Source organism: Stenotrophomonas sp. YJH_SMC_8, from assembly GCF_059371315.1.
Window position 1 is genome coordinate 22705 of the sequence record NZ_JCAFUL010000023.1, and the last position, 17806, is coordinate 40510.

General features: G+C 68.3%; 13 protein-coding genes. 6 read left to right on the forward strand and 7 right to left on the reverse strand.

Annotated features, from left to right (window positions below; all coding sequences use genetic code 11):
- Nucleotides 1-5: 5 nt before the first annotated feature.
- Nucleotides 6-1421: an XVIPCD domain-containing protein gene (locus AC5P88_RS19245; RefSeq protein WP_495225792.1), complete on the reverse strand. Its 1416-nt coding sequence runs from the start codon at nt 1419-1421 to the stop codon at nt 6-8.
- Between the two features lie 123 nt (nt 1422-1544).
- Nucleotides 1545-2663, reverse strand: coding sequence for an SDR family oxidoreductase (locus AC5P88_RS19250; protein WP_495225793.1), 1119 nt, complete (start codon nt 2661-2663; stop codon nt 1545-1547).
- Nucleotides 2664-2878: 215 nt separating this feature from the next.
- Here AC5P88_RS19250 and AC5P88_RS19255 point away from each other — a divergent pair, with 215 nt between their 5' ends.
- Complete coding sequence (locus tag AC5P88_RS19255) at nt 2879-3187, forward strand: putative periplasmic lipoprotein (protein WP_099552786.1); 309 nt, start codon at nt 2879-2881, stop codon at nt 3185-3187.
- Here AC5P88_RS19255 and AC5P88_RS19260 read toward each other — a convergent pair.
- Complete coding sequence (locus tag AC5P88_RS19260) at nt 3165-4220, reverse strand: DNA topoisomerase IB (protein ID WP_495225794.1); 1056 nt, start codon at nt 4218-4220, stop codon at nt 3165-3167. The genes AC5P88_RS19255 and AC5P88_RS19260 overlap by 23 nt on opposite strands.
- 112 nt (nt 4221-4332) lie before the next feature.
- Here AC5P88_RS19260 and AC5P88_RS19265 point away from each other — a divergent pair, with 112 nt between their 5' ends.
- From AC5P88_RS19265 to AC5P88_RS19275, 3 genes are all read left to right on the forward strand, one after another.
- Nucleotides 4333-4722: an I78 family peptidase inhibitor gene (locus tag AC5P88_RS19265; RefSeq protein WP_049430928.1), complete on the forward strand. Its 390-nt coding sequence runs from the start codon at nt 4333-4335 to the stop codon at nt 4720-4722.
- 174 nt (nt 4723-4896) lie between these two features.
- Entirely contained in the window at nt 4897-9351 is a 4455-nt protein-coding gene (gltB, locus tag AC5P88_RS19270; RefSeq protein WP_495225795.1) for a glutamate synthase large subunit, read from the forward strand.
- An 85-nt stretch (nt 9352-9436) separates the two neighbouring features.
- On the forward strand, nt 9437-10882 hold the full coding sequence (locus AC5P88_RS19275) for an FAD-dependent oxidoreductase (RefSeq protein WP_106550574.1): 1446 nt from the start codon (nt 9437-9439) through the stop codon (nt 10880-10882).
- Here the strand turns inward: AC5P88_RS19275 and AC5P88_RS19280 are convergent.
- On the reverse strand, nt 10868-13276 hold the full coding sequence (locus tag AC5P88_RS19280) for an ATP-binding protein (protein WP_495225796.1): 2409 nt from the start codon (nt 13274-13276) through the stop codon (nt 10868-10870). The two genes, AC5P88_RS19275 and AC5P88_RS19280, sit on opposite strands and share 15 nt — an antisense overlap.
- A 168-nt stretch (nt 13277-13444) precedes the next feature.
- Here AC5P88_RS19280 and AC5P88_RS19285 point away from each other — a divergent pair, with 168 nt between their 5' ends.
- Entirely contained in the window at nt 13445-14311 is an 867-nt protein-coding gene (locus tag AC5P88_RS19285; RefSeq protein WP_495225797.1) for a methylglyoxal synthase, read from the forward strand.
- Between the two features lie 419 nt (nt 14312-14730).
- Here the strand turns inward: AC5P88_RS19285 and AC5P88_RS19290 are convergent, their stop codons facing one another.
- Genes AC5P88_RS19290 through ttcA form a run of 3 tightly spaced genes read right to left on the reverse strand, consistent with a single transcriptional unit; the run spans nt 14731 to nt 17432 of the window.
- A complete protein-coding gene (locus AC5P88_RS19290) occupies nt 14731-15510 on the reverse strand; it encodes a M48 family metallopeptidase (protein WP_106551166.1) in 780 nt (259 codons plus the stop codon).
- A 59-nt stretch (nt 15511-15569) separates the two neighbouring features.
- Complete coding sequence (locus tag AC5P88_RS19295) at nt 15570-16475, reverse strand: recombination-associated protein RdgC (RefSeq protein ID WP_005411825.1); 906 nt, start codon at nt 16473-16475, stop codon at nt 15570-15572.
- 36 nt (nt 16476-16511) lie between these two features.
- Nucleotides 16512-17432, reverse strand: coding sequence for a tRNA 2-thiocytidine(32) synthetase TtcA (gene ttcA / locus AC5P88_RS19300; RefSeq protein ID WP_181358250.1), 921 nt, complete (start codon nt 17430-17432; stop codon nt 16512-16514).
- Between the two features lie 91 nt (nt 17433-17523).
- On the opposite strand from ttcA, the gene AC5P88_RS19305 reads away from it, so the two are divergent.
- Nucleotides 17524-17727: a YdcH family protein gene (locus AC5P88_RS19305; protein WP_049430910.1), complete on the forward strand. Its 204-nt coding sequence runs from the start codon at nt 17524-17526 to the stop codon at nt 17725-17727.
- Nucleotides 17728-17806: the final 79 nt, after the last annotated feature.

Genomic DNA, 17806 nt, shown 5'->3' on the forward strand with positions numbered 1-17806 from the left:
ATCGTTCAGCGCCCTCCCATCGCCGGCGCTTCCTGCTGCTGTGCAGGCGCCGGCGCCGGTGCACCCTGTTCGCGCGCTTGCTGCTGCAGCTGGCGCAGGCTGGTTTCCACCGCAGTCTCGCGCACCTCGGCCGCGTTGACGCCTGCGCGCACTGCCGCGGGGTCGCCCGGACTGCCCTGCACCAGGAACAGTGTCTCGCCCGCAGCGCGGCCACCACTGGGATTGCTGGCCACGATCTGGTCGACCCGGGTGATGCCTGCGGCCTTCGCTTCGCGCAGCATCACCAGGCTGTAGTCATCGGCATGCTCGGCGTAGCGTCCGCCCAGGGCCTGCAGGTGCGTGCTGATCTGCTGCTGCAGGGCATGGTCGCGATGCTGTGGCTGACGGGGATCGTCGTTGGCCGCGAGCGGCGTGTCCTGTCCCAGCTCACGTGCCTGGCCCGGTGCAACCGAGGTCAGCACGTACTGCCAACGGTTCTGCCCAGGCGTGCCACGCACCGTCGACACGAAGTCGTCGTACTCGCCGCCGCCGATGGTCTGGCAGCCGGCCGAATCGGTATTGGACCGGCTGCCACGATGGATCTTGAAGGTGTCGTTGAGGTCCTGCACGCCCTGGGTATCGCGCGCATCGAACCAGCCGTCGCCATTGCTGTCGCGCTCCACACGGCCGGCGCCTGCGGTGATCGCGTCCTGCGAAGGGCGCAGCGCAAATTCATCGGGATGGCCATTTCGCGGATGGGTTGTTGCGCGCATCTCGGTGGTGCCTTCGCCCAACCGTCCAAGATCCTTGACCCGGTCGCCGTTGACGTCCTCGCCCTCTGTCTTGGTACGCGGCGCCACGTTGCCGAAGCCGGGGCTGCGTGGCGTGGTCTTGGCGTGACCGTCGTACTGGGCCGTCGGCTCTGTCGTGGCCTGGTTGAACTCGCGCACGTGGCCGTGGCCCTGCGCATCCTTCCACAGCACCACGATGCGGTCGTCGTAGACACCACGCCCGCGTGCCTCGGTGGTGCGGTTCTCATCACGCAACCCCAGCACCACGCGATCCCGGGTGGCCATCGCATCGTTCGCCGCGGCGTTGCCGCGCTGGGCCACGATGCTGCCGTATACGTCGTACTGCTGGGCCTGGCTCAGGCCGGCGGTCTCTGCTGCATCGGGCATGCGCGGAGGGCGCGTCGCCTCACCCAGGCGATCCAGCATCGGGTTGACCGTGGCCGCATCCGCGGCGGACACGCCACCGCTCCGTCGCAGCGCCTCAAGATCGGTGGCGCCACGCGCCGCGATGTAGCGATCCAGCGATTCCTGCACCACCGCACTCTGGCCGTTGTGCAGGGCCTCCAGGCGCGCGGCCGCGCCACGGGCGTCGTTCTGCCGCAGCAGGGCGACGACTTCATCGGCCGCTGCGTTGATATCCATCTCCGGCATGATCTTTCCTTGAACGTGATCGGTGTGGAAGTCCAGCCTACCCCACCACGCCGGCGCAGCCTTTGACACACGCCACACACCTGCGCGAAGCCCCATTCAGCAGACCCCACGCAGTAGGCCTGTTCAGCCTCGAGGCCCGCCCATCACCGGCAGGACCACGCCACTGATGTAGCTGGCACAGACCGGCGAGGCCAGGAATACGTAAGCCGGCGACAGTTCTTCGGGCTGTGCGGGCCGGCCCATGTCACTGTCCCTGCCGAATTCAGCGACGTCCTGCGCGGCCTTGTCGGCCGGGTTCAATGGCGTCCACACCGGGCCCGGCGCCACGCAGTTGACGCGGATTCCGCGCGGCAGCAGCTGGCTTGCCAGCGACTTGGTGAACGCGTGGATCGCGCCCTTGGTCGCCGAGTAATCGATCAGCGCCTTGCTGCCGAAGATTCCCGTTTCCGAACCGGTGTTGATGATGCTGGCGCCCTCGCCCAGATGCGGCAGCACCGCGCGCGCCATCTGGATGTACCCGCCGATGTTGGTCTGCAGGGTCTCCTGCAGGTGCGCGTCTTCCAGGTCTTCCAGCCGCTCGCAGTGCAGCTGGAACGCGGCGTTGTTGACCAGGATGTCGATGCCGCCGAACGCCTTGGCCACCTGCTTCACCGCTTTGTCGCAGAAGCGGGGATCGCGCACGTCACCGGCGATCACCACGCAGCGGCCACCTTCGCGCTCCACGTGCTGGCGGGTGATGTCCGCGTCCTCGGCCTCGTCCAGGTGCAGTACCGCCACGTCGGCGCCTTCGCGTGCGAACAGCACCGCCACTGCGCGGCCGATGCCCGAATCGCCGCCAGTGATGATCGCGCGCATGCCCTGCAGTTTGCCGCTGCCCACATAGTCCGGTGCAAGGAATCGCGACGCCAGCGCCAGTTCGTGTTCGTGCCCCGGCTTGGCCAGCTGCTGCGCCGGCATCGCCTCCGGCTGGCGGCGTGCGCCGGCCTGGGTCGCGCTCTTCTTTGTTGCCTTCTTGCTTGCCTTCTTGGCCGCGCGGGCATCCTTGGCCTTCTCCTGGTCCTGCAGGCGCCGCTGCCGGGCCGCGACGCGGGCGGCGCGGGGATCCCCGGCTGCCGCCTTGCGGGTTGCGGTCTTCACCACGCGCGGGCGATCAGAGTCGGCGACCGTCTTGGTTGGAGTGCTGCCTTTACGTACTTTCGGCGATGCCTTGCCGCGGGCGGGGGTCTTTTTTGTGGTGGCCATGCAGGTCTCCTCGAGGGGGGAATGGGGTTGCCGGCCAGCGGCCGGCACTACCGGGCGCATGCGCCGCAGTACCGGGCGGCACAGGCCGCTCCTGCAGTTTCTCCACCCCTGCTGTTGGCGGCAGTGAGCGCGCCGTGTCCTGCATGTGCACGGCATTCATTCCACCACCACGCACGCCGTCGCACCCTGCACGCAATCACACAAGGAACGCCTCCATGAAACATGCCATCGCCACCGCCGCCGTCTGCTTTGCCCTTGCCGCGTGCAGCAGCACGCCCATGGCCCAGGTGCAGCCGATCGACGGTGTGATTTCCGGCCAGTGCCACAGCGACATGGTGCGCGGCGCACTCGGACTGGCGGCTTCGGATGCCACCGTGGCGCGGGCGCGCGTGGACAGCGACAGCCTGCACGTGCGGGTGCTGCGCCACGACGGCCCACGGGTGCCACCGGCCCACGAAGGTGGCGACCGCCTGACCATCGAGAAGGGCCGCACCAACAACATCACCGCGATCTATTGCGGCTGAGCCGGCGTGCCCTGCGCAGCACGCGCAGGGTGGCTTGCTCCCACTGGCGCGGCCCACGCAGGCCAGCCAGCTTGGCCAGTTCGCCGCGCTCCCAGCCGGCGAACACGCACGGGTCGATGTAGGCCTTGCGGCACACCGCAGGCGTGTTGCCCAGCCGCGCCGCCACCTCGCACACCACCGCACGCTGTGCCTGCGCCAAGGCGCGCTGGCTGGCCGGCTCCGGCAGCTCGGTGGCGGCAAATGCCTGTACCGCGGCCACGGTGCCGCCCCACGTGCGGAAATCCTTGGCGGTGAAGTCCTCGCCCATCACCTCGCGCAGGTAGTCGTTCACTGCACCCGAATCCACCGGCTGCGGCGCGCCGTCGTCATCGCGGTACTGGAACAGCGCCTGCCCCGGAAGCTGCTGCAGGCGGCGTACCAGCAGCCCCAGCCTGCGATCGCCCACGGTCACTTCCTGCAGCTGCCCGGACTTGCCGCGGAAACGCATGCGCACCCGGCCGCCCTGCAGCAGCTCCAGATGGCGGTTGCGCAGTGTGGTCAGTCCGAACGAACGGTTCTGCTGCGCATAGGTTTCATTGCCGACCCGCACCAGCGTGTCGGCCAGCAGCGCGACCACCATGGCCAGCACTTTCTCCTTCGGGAAGCCGGGCCGCTTGAGATCGCGCGACAACCGCTGCCGCAATGCAGGCAGGGCCTCACCAAAGGCAATGATGCGGTCGAACTTGCCGGCGTCGCGCTCCCTGGCCCAGTCGGCGTGGTAGCGGTACTGCTTGCGTCCGCGCGCATCGCGGCCGGTCGCCTGCAGATGGCCATTGGCATGGGCGCAGATCCACACTGCGGTGTAGGCCGGCGGAATCGCCAGCGCACGGATGCGTTGCAGGGTGGTGGCATCGCGCAGCGCGTGGCCATCGGCATCGCGGTAGCTGAACCCCTTGCCGGCGCGGCGGCGGCTGATGCCGGGCTGGGTGTCATCAACGTAGCGCAGGCCCGCAGCGCGCGCGGCCTGTTGTTCCGGAGTGGTGGGTGTTGGCATGTCCGGCAGTGTCACTGGTGCGGCGCAGTGATCCTGTCGATAACACAAGACAAACACGTGAGGGTCGGTTCGCCGCTATGCTCGGGCTTTCACAACCCCTTCCGGAGTCATGATGTCGTTTCCGATTCGCGCCCGTTCGCTCTCCGTCCTGTTGCTGCCGGCCGTGCTGGCCCTGACCGCCTGCCAGGCACCGGCGCTGGATGAACAGGATTCGGCCACCGCCCATGCCCAGCAGGCCGCGGAGGCCGCCAAAGCACCGGCCGACGACGCCGGCAAGGCCACCGAGGCACCGCCCGTCGGCACCTGCGATGCCAGCCAGGTGCAGAGCCTGGTCGGCCAAGCCTACACCGATGCCCTCGGCAAGCAGGCGCAGGAAGATGCCGGGGCCAGTCAGGTGCGTGTGCTCAAGCCCAATGATGTGGCCACGATGGAGTTCCTCGGCGACCGCCTGAACATCGAAGTGGACGACAAGGGCGCGGTCAGCGGCACGCGCTGCGGCTGAGTCCGGCCCCGCGCCGGCACTGGGTTGCCGGCGCTTTCCGTTGCACCTGCAACCGTGTATTGCGGCGTTGCAGCAACCTGTGATCTAGTCGAGGCATCCGGTGGCCTCACGATGCGCTCCAGGGAATGAGCGGGGACGAGTGTCGCCGCCAACCCTATACGCATCGAGGTAGAGATGGCCCCCCGCAACCGCCAAGGGCTTTACGACCCGCGCTCCGAGCGCGATGCCTGTGGATTTGGCATGGTCGCCCAGCTCGACGATCAACCATCGCGCCTGTTGGTTGATACCGCCATCGCCGCGCTTTCGCGCATGACCCACCGTGGTGGCGTGGCCGCCGACGGCCTGACCGGCGATGGCTGCGGCCTGCTGCTGCGCCGCCCCGATGCGTTCCTGAAACTGCTGGCCAGCGAGGCCGGCATCACCACCACCGCGCGCTTCGCTGCCGGCCTGGTGTTCCTGCCGCACCAGGCCGACGCGGCGCAGGCCTGCCGCGCGCAGCTGCAGGCGCAGGTGGAAGCGGTGGGCTGCAAGGTTGCCGGCTGGCGCGAGGTACCGACCGACGACAGCGTCTGCGGCCAGCTGGCGCGCGACACGCTGCCGCGCATCGAGCAGGTGTTCGTCGACGCCGGCGTCGGCCAGGATGATGCCGGCTTCGCGCTGGCGCTGTTCCTGGCCCGTCGCCGCAGCGAACAGCAGCTGCGCGAACACGCCGACTTCTACGTCACCACCCTCACCCCGGATGCGATCAGCTACAAGGGCATGGTGCTGCCGGACAAGCTCAGCCGCTTCTTCCCGGACCTGCAGCGCCGCGAGCTGGCCTCCAGCGCCATCGTGTTCCACCAGCGCTTCTCCACCAACACGCTGCCGCGCTGGCCGCTGGCGCACCCGTTCCGCATGCTCGCCCACAACGGCGAGATCAACACCATCGAAGGCAATCGGCGCTGGGCGCAGGCGCGCAGCAAGGTGTGGAAGACGCCGCGCTTCGACATCGCCGAGTTCGACCCTGTCATCTCCATGCACGGTTCGGATTCGCAGAGCCTGGACAACATGCTGGAGCTGATGGTCGCCGGTGGCATGGAGCTGATCCAGGCGCTGCGCATCCTGGTGCCGCCGGCCACGCAATCGCTGGAATTCAAGGATCCGGACCTGGCCGCGTTCTACGAATTCCACGGCCTGAACAGCGAGCCATGGGACGGCCCGGCCGGCATCGTCGCCTGCGACAGCCGCTACGCCGTGTGTACCCTCGACCGCAACGGCCTGCGCCCGGCGCGCTGGATGCTGACCGCCGACCGCCACTTCCTGGTCGCCTCCGAAGCCGGCGTGTGGGAAGTGCCGACCGAACGCGTGGTGCGCAAGGGCAAGCTCGGCCCCGGCGAGATGGTGGCCATCGACCTCAAGCGTGGCGATCTGCTCGACTCCGACGCGGTGGACCGCATCAACCGTGGCCGCGCGCCGTACAAGCAGTGGCTGCAGCAGGGCGTCACCTACCTGCAGACCGAACTGATCGACCCGTCGCTGGTGGAAGAACCCTTCGACGAAGGCACCCTGCGCAGCTACCACAAGCTGTACCAGCTCAGCAGCGAGGAAGTGGAACAGGTGCTGCGTCCGCTGGCCGAGACCGAGCAGGAAGCCACCGGCTCGATGGGCGATGACACACCGATGGCCGTGCTGAGCCAGCGCAGCCGCCCGCTGTACGACTATTTCCGCCAGGCCTTCGCGCAGGTCACCAACCCGCCGATCGATCCGCTGCGCGAAGACTGCGCGATGTCGCTGTCCACCCAGCTCGGCAAGGAGACCAACATCTTCCATGCCGGCCCGGAGACGGTGAACCACGTCATCCTCAATTCGCCGGTGCTGAGCCAACGCAAGCTGCGCCAGCTGCTGAAGATGGACCAGTACGCGCAGGCCAACCGCCTGCTTGACCTGTCCTACAGCGAAGACGAAGGCCTGCGCGCCGGTATCGAGCGCATCTGCGCCGAGGCCGAGCAGGCCGCACGCGATGGCATGGTGATGCTGCTGCTGTCCGACCGCTACCCGGTGGCCGCGCGGCCGATGGTGCATGCGCTGCTCGCCACCAGCGCCATCCATCACCACCTCTCGCGGCTGGGCCTGCGTTGCGACGTGAACCTGATCGTCGAGACCGGCACCGCGCGCGACCCGCACCACATGGCCTGCCTGCTCGGCTTCGGCGCCACCGCGGTGTATCCGTACCTGGCCTACCAGACCCTGTTCGACCTCGGCCGCCGCGGCATCCTCAAGCTCAGCAAGGGCGGTGAGCAGTCGCAGATTGGCCGCCGCTACCGCAAGGGCGTCTACAAGGGCCTGTCGAAGATCATTTCGAAGATGGGCATCTGCACCGTGGCCAGCTACCGCGGCGCGCAGCTGTTCGAGATCATCGGCCTGGAACCTGAAGTTGTGGACCTGTGTTTCCCGGATACCGCCTCGCGCATCGGTGGCGCCGGTTTCGCCCGCCTGGATGCCGATGCACGCGAACTCCGCGCGCAGGCCTGGGACGCGCAGCAGGATGTGGATGTCGGCGGCCTGCTGAAGTACGTGCACGGCGGCGAGTACCACATGTACAACCCGGACGTGGTCACCACCCTGCAGCGCGCGGCGCGCAGCGGTGACCCGCGTGCGTGGCAGCAGTACTGCGATGCCGTGCATGCACGGCCGCCGTCGGCACTGCGCGACCTGCTGGAACTGGTGCCGGCGGCCACGCCCGTGCCGCTGGATGAAGTGGCACCTGCCAGTGCCCTGTTCCCGCGCTTCGATACCGCGGCGATCAGCCTGGGCGCACTGTCGCCGGAAGCACATGAAGCATTGGCCATTGCCATGAACCGCCTCGGCGGCCGCAGCAATTCCGGCGAAGGCGGCGAAGACCCCGCCCGCTATGGCACCGCAAAGCGCAGCAAGATCAAGCAGGTCGCCTCGGGCCGCTTCGGCGTCACCGCCGAGTACCTGGTCAACGCCGAAGTGCTGCAGATCAAGGTCGCGCAGGGCGCCAAGCCCGGCGAGGGCGGCCAGCTGCCGGGCCACAAGGTCAACGAACTGATCGCACGCCTGCGCTATGCACGCCCGGGCATCGGCCTGATCTCGCCGCCGCCGCACCACGACATCTATTCCATCGAAGACCTGGCCCAGCTGATCTACGACCTCAAGCAGGTCAACCCGACCGCGCTGGTGTCGGTGAAGCTGGTCAGCCATGCCGGTGTGGGTACGATTGCCGCCGGCGTGGTCAAGGCCGGTGCCGACCTGATCACCATCTCCGGCCACGACGGCGGTACCGGTGCCTCGCCGGTCAGCTCGATCCGCTATGCCGGCGTGCCGTGGGAACTGGGCGTGGCCGAAGCGCACCAGGCGCTGCTGGCCAACGACCTGCGCGGGCGCACCCTGCTGCAGACCGATGGTGGCCTGAAGACCGGCCTGGACGTGGTCAAGGCCGCGCTGCTGGGTGCGGACAGCTTCGGCTTCGGCACCGCGCCGATGATCGTGCTGGGCTGCAAGTACCTGCGCATCTGCCATCTGAACAACTGCGCCACCGGCGTGGCCACCCAGGACGAGCGCCTGCGCGAGAACCACTTCACCGGCCAGCCCGAGCGCGTGGAGAACTTCTTCCGCCTGCTGGCCGAGGAAGTGCGCGGCTGGCTGTCGTACCTGGGCGCGCGTTCGCTGGAAGAGATCGTCGGCCGCACCGACCTGCTGCGGCAGATCGAGGCCGCACCGCGCGACGGTGTACGCGTGGACCTGTCGCGCCTGCTGGCCGATGCCCGTTACGAAGGCAGCCACTGCGCCGCGCAGCGCCTGTACGAATCACCGGACAGCCTGGCCACGCAGATGGACGGCCTGCTGGCCCCGGCCATCGAACACAAGCGCGGCGGCGAACACCGCTTCCTGATCCACAACACCGACCGCAGCATCGGCACGCGCCTGGCTGGCGCCGTGGCGCGCGCGCATGGCAACCAGGGCATGGCCGAGGCGCCGCTGGAACTGCGCTTCCGCGGCAGTGCCGGACAGAGTTTCGGTGCCTTCAACGTCGGCGGCCTGCACCTGGAAGTGGAAGGCGAAGCCAACGACTACGTCGGCAAGGGCATGGCCGGTGGCCGCTTGGTGGTACGCCCACCGCGCGGCGCGCGCTTCGAGGCACGCAGCACGGCCATCATCGGCAACACCTGCCTGTACGGCGCCACCGGGGGCGAGCTGTTTGCTGCTGGCCGCGCGGGCGAGCGCTTCGCGGTGCGCAATTCCGGCGCGCTGGCGGTGGTGGAAGGGGCCGGTGATCACTGCTGCGAGTACATGACCGACGGCGTGGTGCTGGTACTGGGCAAGGTCGGCCTGAACTTCGGTGCCGGCTTCACCGGTGGCCTGGCCTACGTGCTGGACGTGGATCGCGATTTCGTCGATCGCTACAACCACGAGCTGATCGACATCCACCGCGTGTCGGCCGAGGGCTTCGAGAACTACCGCCAGCACCTGCACCGCCTGATCGGCCGCCACCGCGAACTGACCGGCAGCATCTGGGCGCAGCAGATCCTGGACGAGTTCCGCGATTACATCGGCAAGTTCTGGCTGGTCAAACCCAAGGCCGCCAGCATCGAGTCGCTGACCGAAACCCTGCGCCGCGCCGCATAACGGTAGTACCGGCCGCTGGCCGGCAACCCAGGATCACGTAGTGCCGGCCGCTGGCCGGCAACCGCAAAAAACCACAGAGCCCGCCATGAGCCGCAAGCACGCCTTCCAGTTCCTCGACCTGCCCCGCACCATGCCGCAGCGCATTCCGGTGGAACTGCGCACCTCCGGCGACTGGGGTGAGCTGTACGGAAAATTCGGCAAGGAAGATGCCCAGTACCAGGCCGGCCGCTGCCTGGACTGCGGCAATCCGTACTGCAGCTGGAAGTGCCCGGTGCACAACGCCATCCCGCAGTGGCTGCAGCTGGTGCAGGAGAACCGCATCCACGAAGCGGCCACGCTGTGCCACAGCACCAACCCGCTGCCGGAAGTGTGCGGCCGCGTCTGCCCGCAGGACCGGCTGTGCGAAGGCAGCTGCACGCTGGAGGAATTCGGCGCGGTCACCATCGGCGCGGTCGAGAAGTACATCGTTGATACCGCGCTGGCCACGGGCTGGCGCCCGGACCTGGGCGCGGTGCAGCCGACCGGCCACAGCGTGGCGGTGATCGGCGCCGGCCCGGCCGGGCTGGCCTGTGCCGACCGCCTGGCGCGCGCCGGCATTGCCGCGGTGGTCTACGACCGCTACGAACAGATCGGCGGCCTGCTGCAGTTCGGCATTCCCAGCTTCAAGCTGGACAAGGACGTGATCCACCGCCGCCGCGAAGTGCTCGAGGGCATGGGCGTGCAGTTCCGCCTCGGCGTGGAGATCGGCCGTGACCTCAGCGTGCAGCAGTTGCTGGACAGCCACGATGCGGTGTTCGTCGGTACCGGCGCCTACCGCTATACCGACGGCGGCCTCGACGGGCAGGACCTGAAAGGCGTGCTGCCGGCTTTGCCGTTCCTGGTGCAGAACAGCCGCATCGTCGGTGGTGATGATCCGAAGGGCCGGCCGATCGCCGGCTGGGAAGACACCATCGCCCTGCCCGATCTCAACGGCAAGCGCGTGGTGGTGCTCGGTGGTGGCGATACCGGCATGGACTGCGTGCGCAGCGCGGTCCGGCTGGGCGCGGCCAAGGTGACCTGCGCCTATCGCCGCGACGAGGCCAACATGCCCGGCAGCGCGCGCGAGGTCGCCAATGCGCGCGAGGAAGGCGTGCGCTTCCTGTTCAACCGACAGCCGCTGTCGATCGAAGCCGGTGCCGATGACGAAGTGATTGGTGTAACCGTGGTCGAGACCCGCCTGGGCGAGCCGGATGCCAACGGCCGCCAGAATGCGGTGCCGATCGACGGCAGTGAATCGCTGCTGGAGGCGGACGTGGTGATCATCGCCTTCGGCTTCTCGCCGACCGTACCGGCCTGGCTGGCCGAACACGGCGTGGAAGGCCAGTCCAACGGCCGCATCGTGGCCGGGGGCAAGGACCGCCTGCCCTTCCAGACCGCGCACCCACGCTTGTTCGCCGGTGGCGACGCAGTGCGTGGCGCCGACCTGGTGGTGACCGCCGTGGCCGAAGGCCGCGACGCCGCCGCCAGCATCATCCGCCTACTGGCGCACTGAATCCGGCGCCAGCAGCACGGCCAGCAAGCCACGCAGTTCCTGCCCCTCTACCGGCTTGGCCAGGAAATGATCGATGCCCGCTTCGCGGCAGGCCTCGCGGGTGCGGTCCAGCACGCTGGCCGTGAGGGCGATGATCGGGACCTGCGCGCGAACCTCGCAGGCATCGGCACGGATGGCCCGTGCCAGGGCGAAGCCATCCATGTGCGGCATGTGGCAGTCGGTGATGACCAGGTCGAACGCCTGCGCCTGCCAGGCCTCGAAGGCCTGGCGACCATCGGTGCAGGCGTGCACCTGCAGCCCCAGGTCGCGCAGCCGCTGCTCCAGCAGATGCAGGTTGGTGGGATGATCTTCAGCCACCAGCACCCGGGCCGACGACGGTGGCCACGCCGCCTCTGCCGGAAGCGGCAACGCCTCCGCAGGCAACTCACAGGCGTCCAGGTCCAGTTCCAGCCATACGGTGGTGCCCTTGCCCGGCGTGCTGCGCAGGCAAAGTTCTGCTTCCATCGATGCGGCCAGTTCACGGCAGATCGCCAGGCCCAGGCCGCTGCCGCCGAAACGGCGCGTTGTCGATGCCTCGGCCTGCGTGTAGGCCGCGAACACCGCCTGTTGCCGTTCCGGACTGATGCCCACACCGCTGTCACTTACCTGCAGGCGAAGGCGTTGGCCGCCATCGCGCTGCTGCAGCACCCGCACCTGCAGGTCCACGCCGCCATGCTCGGTGAACTTGAGCGCGTTGCCGGCAAGGTTGAACAGGATCTGGCGCAGGCGCAGGCCGTCGGCCAGCGATCCGGCCTGCAATTCCGGATCAAGTTCGATCCGCAGATGCAGGCTCCGGCTGGCCGCCACCGGCATCAGCAGCTGCTGCACCGCACGCACCAGTGCCGCCACGCTCGTGGGCTGCAGCTGCAGCGGCAGTGCCTGCAGCCGTTGGCTGTGCAGCACATCGTCCAGGATCTGCCGCAGCATCTGGGCAGCATCACCTACGGTCACCAGCACCTGTTGCTGGCGGTGATCCAGATCGCTGCCCGCCAACCGCTCGAGCATGCCCAGCAGGGTGCTCATCGGCGTGCGGATCTCGTGGCTCATGGTTGCCAGGAAATGGGTCTTGGCCAGCGCGCCCTGCTCGGCCGCATGGCGCGCCTCGGCCAGCGCATGGGTGCGCGACTGCACTTCGCTTACGTCGATCCAGTAGCCACTCCACTCGACGTCGCTGCTGTCCAGGGACAGCGGCCGTCCATGCGAGTGGACCCAACGCCAGCCCTGTGGCGAGCGCGTGCGGAAGATGACGTCGATCGCGCCCCGCGCCAGGGCAGCGGCGTCGACGGTGTCCATCAGCCGCGAGCGATCATCGGGATGAACCGCTGCCAGCAGGCGCTGTTGATCGATCAGGGCGGTTTCCACGCTGATTCCGAACAACGCCTGCACATCGCCTGCGATCTGGGGAAAGCTGTAACGGCCGGCGGCGGAGCGGCGCGCCTGATAGACCACCGCTGGCAGGTTCGAGGTCACCTCCTGCAGGCGTTGCGCAGCCTCGCGGCGGCGCTCGCTCTCGCGATGCACGCGCCAGTAGCCGAAGGCGTACACCAGTACGAGCGCCAGCAGGGTCAGCGAGGCCGGCACCAGCCAGCGCAAGGGGGACGCCGAGGACGGGTGTCGCGGCTGGTCTGGCAGCCAGGCCCTGCGGATCGCCGCGCGATCGTTCGCGGACAGTTGCGACACGGCCTGCTCGAACAGCGGGATGACGTCGGCGCAGGCCTGCACCGTGGCCAGCACCGGCGCATCGTCGATTCCGGCCGGCGCGGCGATTACCAGCGGCTCGCCCTGATAGTGGCGTAACGCGGCCTCGACCTCGCCAAGATTGGCGACCACGGCATCGACCAGGCCCGTGCCCAGCAGTGACAGGGCGTCGTCGATGGAGGCGGGGGGCAACAGCTGCACGCCAGGTGCCTGTTCGGTCAGCGCCCCGACCAGAGACAGCGGGTCGGGACTGGCCACGGTGCGTCCGCGCAGTGCTTCCAGGCCCAGCACCGGCGATGCATCCCGGCGCCGGACGATGACCTGTGGAAGCTGCACGTAGGGCGCACTGGCCACCCAACCCGCTGGCAACTGCGAGCGCGGCCAGCCCAGCAGCGCCTGGACGTCGGGCGGTACCGTTCCCTCGGCGATGGCGGCGGTTGGCAATGGCTGCATCTGCAGTGGCCGCTGCGCGCCCAGCAGCTTCAGGTACTGCGCGCTGAGCCCGCCCGGCTGGCCCTGCTCGCTGGAGGACAACGGCGCGCGGTCGGCGGGCCAGGCAATGCGCAGCGGCGTCCTGCAATCCGCAGCGGCGGCCAGGGCAGGCAACAGCAGGCCGGCCACGACCGCGGTGGCGGCACGCAGGCCAGCAGCGTTCACGATGGGCATCCTCTTCTGGCGGGTGGAAATGAACGGCCGCGCAGCGGTACCGCTGCCTCTTACGCTAGCGGCGCGTGGACGAGGCGCAATGAAGAAAGTTGTAAAAGCACCAAGATAGGTGAATGGCGACATACACTGCCGCTTTCACCCGTATCTGCGGAGCATTCGATGCGCATCGGCCTGGCTGCCAACCGTCTCCACCACCACGACGCGCGCGCCGCCCTGTTCCGCTGGCTGCGCGTCAGCGAACCCGGTCTGCGCGAGCTGGGCGTGTCGCTGCACGCGGTCGGCCGCACCCATGACGCGATCGAGCGACAGGGCTTCCTGAGCGGATACGCAGGCCTGCACCGCTATCCCTACGGTCGCGAGGGTGGCCTGATGAAGCTGGTCGCCGAGGTGGTTGGCATGGGGCCGGAACGGACGTTGGATGGTGCGATCTACCTGATCGACCCGGTCGATCCGTCCTCCGTGTTTCCGGAAGCCACGGCGCTGAAGCGGCAGTGCGTGATCCACGGCAAGCCGTTCATTTCCACCGTGGCCACCGCGCGCGACTGGGTGGAGGTGGAACGCATCCACGCCGGCCTGGCCGCCGATGCCGGGGCTGACGACCTGCACGCGTTCGAGGGGCAGACGCTGGCGCTGATCGCGCACGACGCGATGAAGCCGGCGATGCTGGCCTTCGCCGACGAGCACTTCGAGGTGCTGGCCCGGTTCGGTGAGCGGGTGGCAACCGGGACTACCGGCCAGCGTTTGAACGAGCTGGCCTGGAGCCGTGGCTGGCCCAGCGATACACCTTGGGTGACGCGCTACCAGAGCGGTCCGATGGGCGGTGATGCGCAGATTGCAGACCGGGTGCTGGAAGGGCGCTGCCAACGCGCGATCTTCTTCGAGGACCCGCATGTGGCGCGCCAGCATGAGGCGGATATCCAGCTGCTGGAGCGGGCGGTGACGACGGTGACCGACCAGGCGGTGTGCATAACGGCACCGCGGGTGGCCGCGCGGTGGGCGACGGCGGCGGCGTTGCGGGCGGGGTGAGGGTTTCGGCCAACGGCTGAGCCCCTCGTGGTGGGTGGCATCCGACGGCAGAGCCGTGCTTGGCCGGGCGGGTGAGCCATGCAGGGGACGCTGCAAGTACGTCCCTGTAAGCTCGATGGCGCCATCCATGGCGCCAACGCCCCTGCATGGCCCACCCGCCCGTCCTTCGACAGTTTCCGGTGTGCCCACCACGGAAGAAAGAAGGAAGAGCAAGAGCCGGTCGCGCGCTGTGCGCGCTCTTCTGTTGAGCCGAAGGCAGCGGCAGGAGCCGCTGCCAACGTCGCTTGCGACGGCCCGAAGGGTGCCGGTCAGGACGACCGGCATCGCCATGCTCGGCTGCTCTTCAACGTGATGACTGGAATCCCGCGCTGCGCGCGTCAGCCGAGCGTGGGCTCGGCTCTACAGGGTGCGGGGCGCGGTCACAGCAGCTGGCGCAGCATCGCTTTGAGGCGTCGCCCTTCCAGCTGGAAGTAGTCGCGCTGCTCGCGCCAGGCGGGGAAGCGTTGTTCCACTTCGTGCCAGAACGCGGGCGAGTGGTTGGGCTGGATCAGGTGGCAGAGTTCATGCACCAGCACGTACTCGAACGCTTCCGAACGGCCAAGCACCAATGCCAGGTCCAGCGCCATGCTGCCGTCGGGGGCCAGCGAGCCCCATTGCGAGGACATCACCTTCAGCCGCAGGCGGCTGGGCGCGCGCGGCAGGGTGGGCAGGTACTTCGGCAACCATCGGCCGACGTCGGCGCGGGTCTGTGCTTCGTAGAACTCGCGCAGCAGGCGGCGCAGGGTGGCGTCACCGCCACGGGTCGGCCACTGCACGCAGGCGCCGTGCGCGTCGATCTCCAGTCGTGCGTAGCGGCCTTCCTGCCAGCGCAGCGGCAGCAGTTCACCGCGCAGTGGCAGCACGCCGTCTTCGCCGGGCTGCAGCGGTGCCGGCAGGCCCTGGCCCTGGTACTGGCGCAGCTGCAGCGCCAGCCAGTCGCGGTGCTGTTCCAGGAAGCGTTCGCCCATCACCAGGCTTGCCCGCAGCGGCAGGGTCAGGCGCGCGCCGCGCTCGTCCACGCTCAGCTTGATGCGCCGCGCACGCGGGTCGCGCACGCGCAGCACCTCGATCTCGGCATCCTCCAGCCGCAGGCGAACGGTGTCGCGCTGTACGGTGGCGGGCGGGGTCGGGCTGATCAGGCGGCGCAGCAGACGGCTCATGCGCCCAGCATAGCGCCGCTTCGGGCCGCCGGATGACCGGCGGCCGTCGGGCTGCCTGTTCAGTCAGCCTTGCTGAGCTTGAAGGCTTCTTCCAGCAACAGGAACAGGCGGCGGATTTCGGCGCTCTGCAGGGCGAAGCGGGCGTCGAACTCGGCGCGGCGGCCGTCTTCGTCGGCGTGCTCCAGCTGGTCCAGGGCACCGTCGAGGAACTTCAGCTTGCGCACGATCAGGTCATCGCCGATCACGAACGAGAGGTTGTCCTCGAAGATCAGCGCCAGCTTGGTCACCTGCTTGCCGGCATCCAGGTGCTTGTCGATCTCGTCGCAGCGCAGCTCCTGGTGCTGGCACTTGACCACCGCGCCGCCTTCCACCGGATCCTTCATCTCGCACTCTTCGCCCAGGCTCAGCCCGGTCGGCAGCGGCTCGCCGGCGATCCAGCCGGTCAGGATCGAGCGCGGCGCGACTTCGGCGTTCAGCGGCATCGCCGGGAAGCTGCCGAGCAGGCCCCGGATGTCGGACATGAAGTATTCGCCGGTCTTGCGGCTGGAAGTATCCACCGCGACGTAGCCGTGCTGCAGGTCGATGAAGGCGTCGTTGCGCGAGGACTTCACGAAGGCGCGCGGCAGCAGTTCATGCAACAGGTCGTCCTTCATGCGCTTGCGCTCGCGGCCACCCGGGCGGCGGCCTTCCTTCTCCTCGATCTCCTCCAGCTTGCGCTCGAGCAGGTCGTTGACCACCGCCGCCGGCAGGATCTTGTCCTCGCCGCCCACGGTCAGCCACAGGTGCTCGGCGATGCGGTGGGAGAGCAGTTCCTTCTCCTCGCGGCCGAACGGCGAGATGAAGCCGCGCGAATTCATCTCCAGTGCGCCGACCGGCTTCAGCAGGGCGTGTGGCAGCAGGGTGTCGACTTCGGAAAAATCGGTGGTGGTCGGGAAACGGAAGAACGTCAGGTTGCGAAAGAACATGGAATTCCGGATGGCAAAGAGGAAGGGCGGCCGACCTTAAACGGCGGGCGTCTCGGGATCTGCGTCGGCGTCGGCCGGGGAACCGGCCAGCCAGGCATGGGCGTCGGGCAGCGGCGCGTCGTCGCGACGGCCCAGCGCCATGAAGTCGAACAGGGTGGTGTCAGCCAGCTGCGAGGGCCGGACTTCGCCCATGGCACGCGCGATCTGCTCGATGCGGCCCGGGTGGTCCTTTTCCCATTGCTTCAGCATCAGGCCGACCTGGCGGCGCTGCAGGTTCTCCTGGCTGCCGCACAGGTTGCAGGGAATGATCGGGAACTGGCGCGCCTGCGCGTACTCGACGATGTCGCTCTCGCGCACGTAGGCCAGCGGCCGGATCACCACGTGCCTGCCGTCGTCGCTGCGCAGCTTCGGCGGCATGCCCGACAGCTTGGCGTGGTGGAACAGGTTCATGAAGAACGTGGCCACCATGTCGTCGCGGTGGTGGCCCAGCGCGATCTTGGTGAAACCGTGGGTTTCGGCGTAGTTGTACAGCGCGCCACGACGCAGGCGCGAGCACAGCGAACACATGGTCTTGCCTTCCGGAATGACCCGGCTGACCACCGAATAGGTGTCCTGCTCGATGATGTGGTACGGCACGCCCAGCCCGGCCAGGTACTCCGGCAGCACATGCTCGGGGAAGTCCGGCTGCTTCTGGTCCAGGTTCACCGCCACCAGCTCGAACGGCACCGGCGCCTTCTTCTGCAGCTGCAGCAGCACGTCCAGCAGGGTGTAGCTGTCCTTGCCGCCGGACAGGCAGACCATCACCTTGTCACCGGCCTCGATCATGCCGAAGTCGGCGATCGCCTCGCCAACCTGGCGGCGCAGGCGCTTGGCCAGCTTGTGCTGCTCGCGCTCGGCCAGCCGCGGATCGCGGGCGGTGCGCGGCTGGGGATCGGGAAGGGAAATCACGGCACTCATGGGGTCCATTCTAACGGCTCGGAGCCGCCCCGGCCGGGGGTCGGAATTCCCCTCTCCCGGCAGTCATCATCGCTGTGTATGCTCGGAGGCTGTGGACACCTACAGCCCCGCCGAGATCGTCGAACGCCTCGCCGCCCTGCGCGCCGAGCATCGCCTGCTGGATGAACAGATCACCCGCATGGCCGCCAATGGCGAGGACGAGCTGGAATCCAAGCGCCTGAAGCGGCGCAAGCTGCAGTTGAAGGACTGCATCGCCAAGCTGGAAAGCCTGCAGATTCCCGACGAACCGGCCTGAGCCTGGTTCAGGTGGGTGCCAACCTTGGTTGGCACAGATGGAAGGTGTGTGGACCAAGGTCCACACCCACCGCAGGATT

Excerpts from the sequence above, each read along its gene's own strand:
- AC5P88_RS19245 (WP_495225792.1), bottom strand. The coding sequence starts at position 1,421 with ATGCCGGAGATGGATATCAACGCAGCGGCCGATGAAGTCGTCGCCCTG.
- AC5P88_RS19250 (WP_495225793.1), bottom strand. The coding sequence starts at position 2,663 with ATGGCCACCACAAAAAAGACCCCCGCCCGCGGCAAGGCATCGCCGAAA.
- AC5P88_RS19255 (WP_099552786.1), top strand. The coding sequence starts at position 2,879 with ATGAAACATGCCATCGCCACCGCCGCCGTCTGCTTTGCCCTTGCCGCG.
- AC5P88_RS19260 (WP_495225794.1), bottom strand. The coding sequence starts at position 4,220 with ATGCCAACACCCACCACTCCGGAACAACAGGCCGCGCGCGCTGCGGGC.
- AC5P88_RS19265 (WP_049430928.1), top strand. The coding sequence starts at position 4,333 with ATGTCGTTTCCGATTCGCGCCCGTTCGCTCTCCGTCCTGTTGCTGCCG.
- gltB (WP_495225795.1), top strand. The coding sequence starts at position 4,897 with ATGGCCCCCCGCAACCGCCAAGGGCTTTACGACCCGCGCTCCGAGCGC.
- AC5P88_RS19275 (WP_106550574.1), top strand. The coding sequence starts at position 9,437 with ATGAGCCGCAAGCACGCCTTCCAGTTCCTCGACCTGCCCCGCACCATG.
- AC5P88_RS19285 (WP_495225797.1), top strand. The coding sequence starts at position 13,445 with ATGCGCATCGGCCTGGCTGCCAACCGTCTCCACCACCACGACGCGCGC.
- AC5P88_RS19290 (WP_106551166.1), bottom strand. The coding sequence starts at position 15,510 with ATGAGCCGTCTGCTGCGCCGCCTGATCAGCCCGACCCCGCCCGCCACC.
- AC5P88_RS19295 (WP_005411825.1), bottom strand. The coding sequence starts at position 16,475 with ATGTTCTTTCGCAACCTGACGTTCTTCCGTTTCCCGACCACCACCGAT.
- ttcA (WP_181358250.1), bottom strand. The coding sequence starts at position 17,432 with ATGAGTGCCGTGATTTCCCTTCCCGATCCCCAGCCGCGCACCGCCCGC.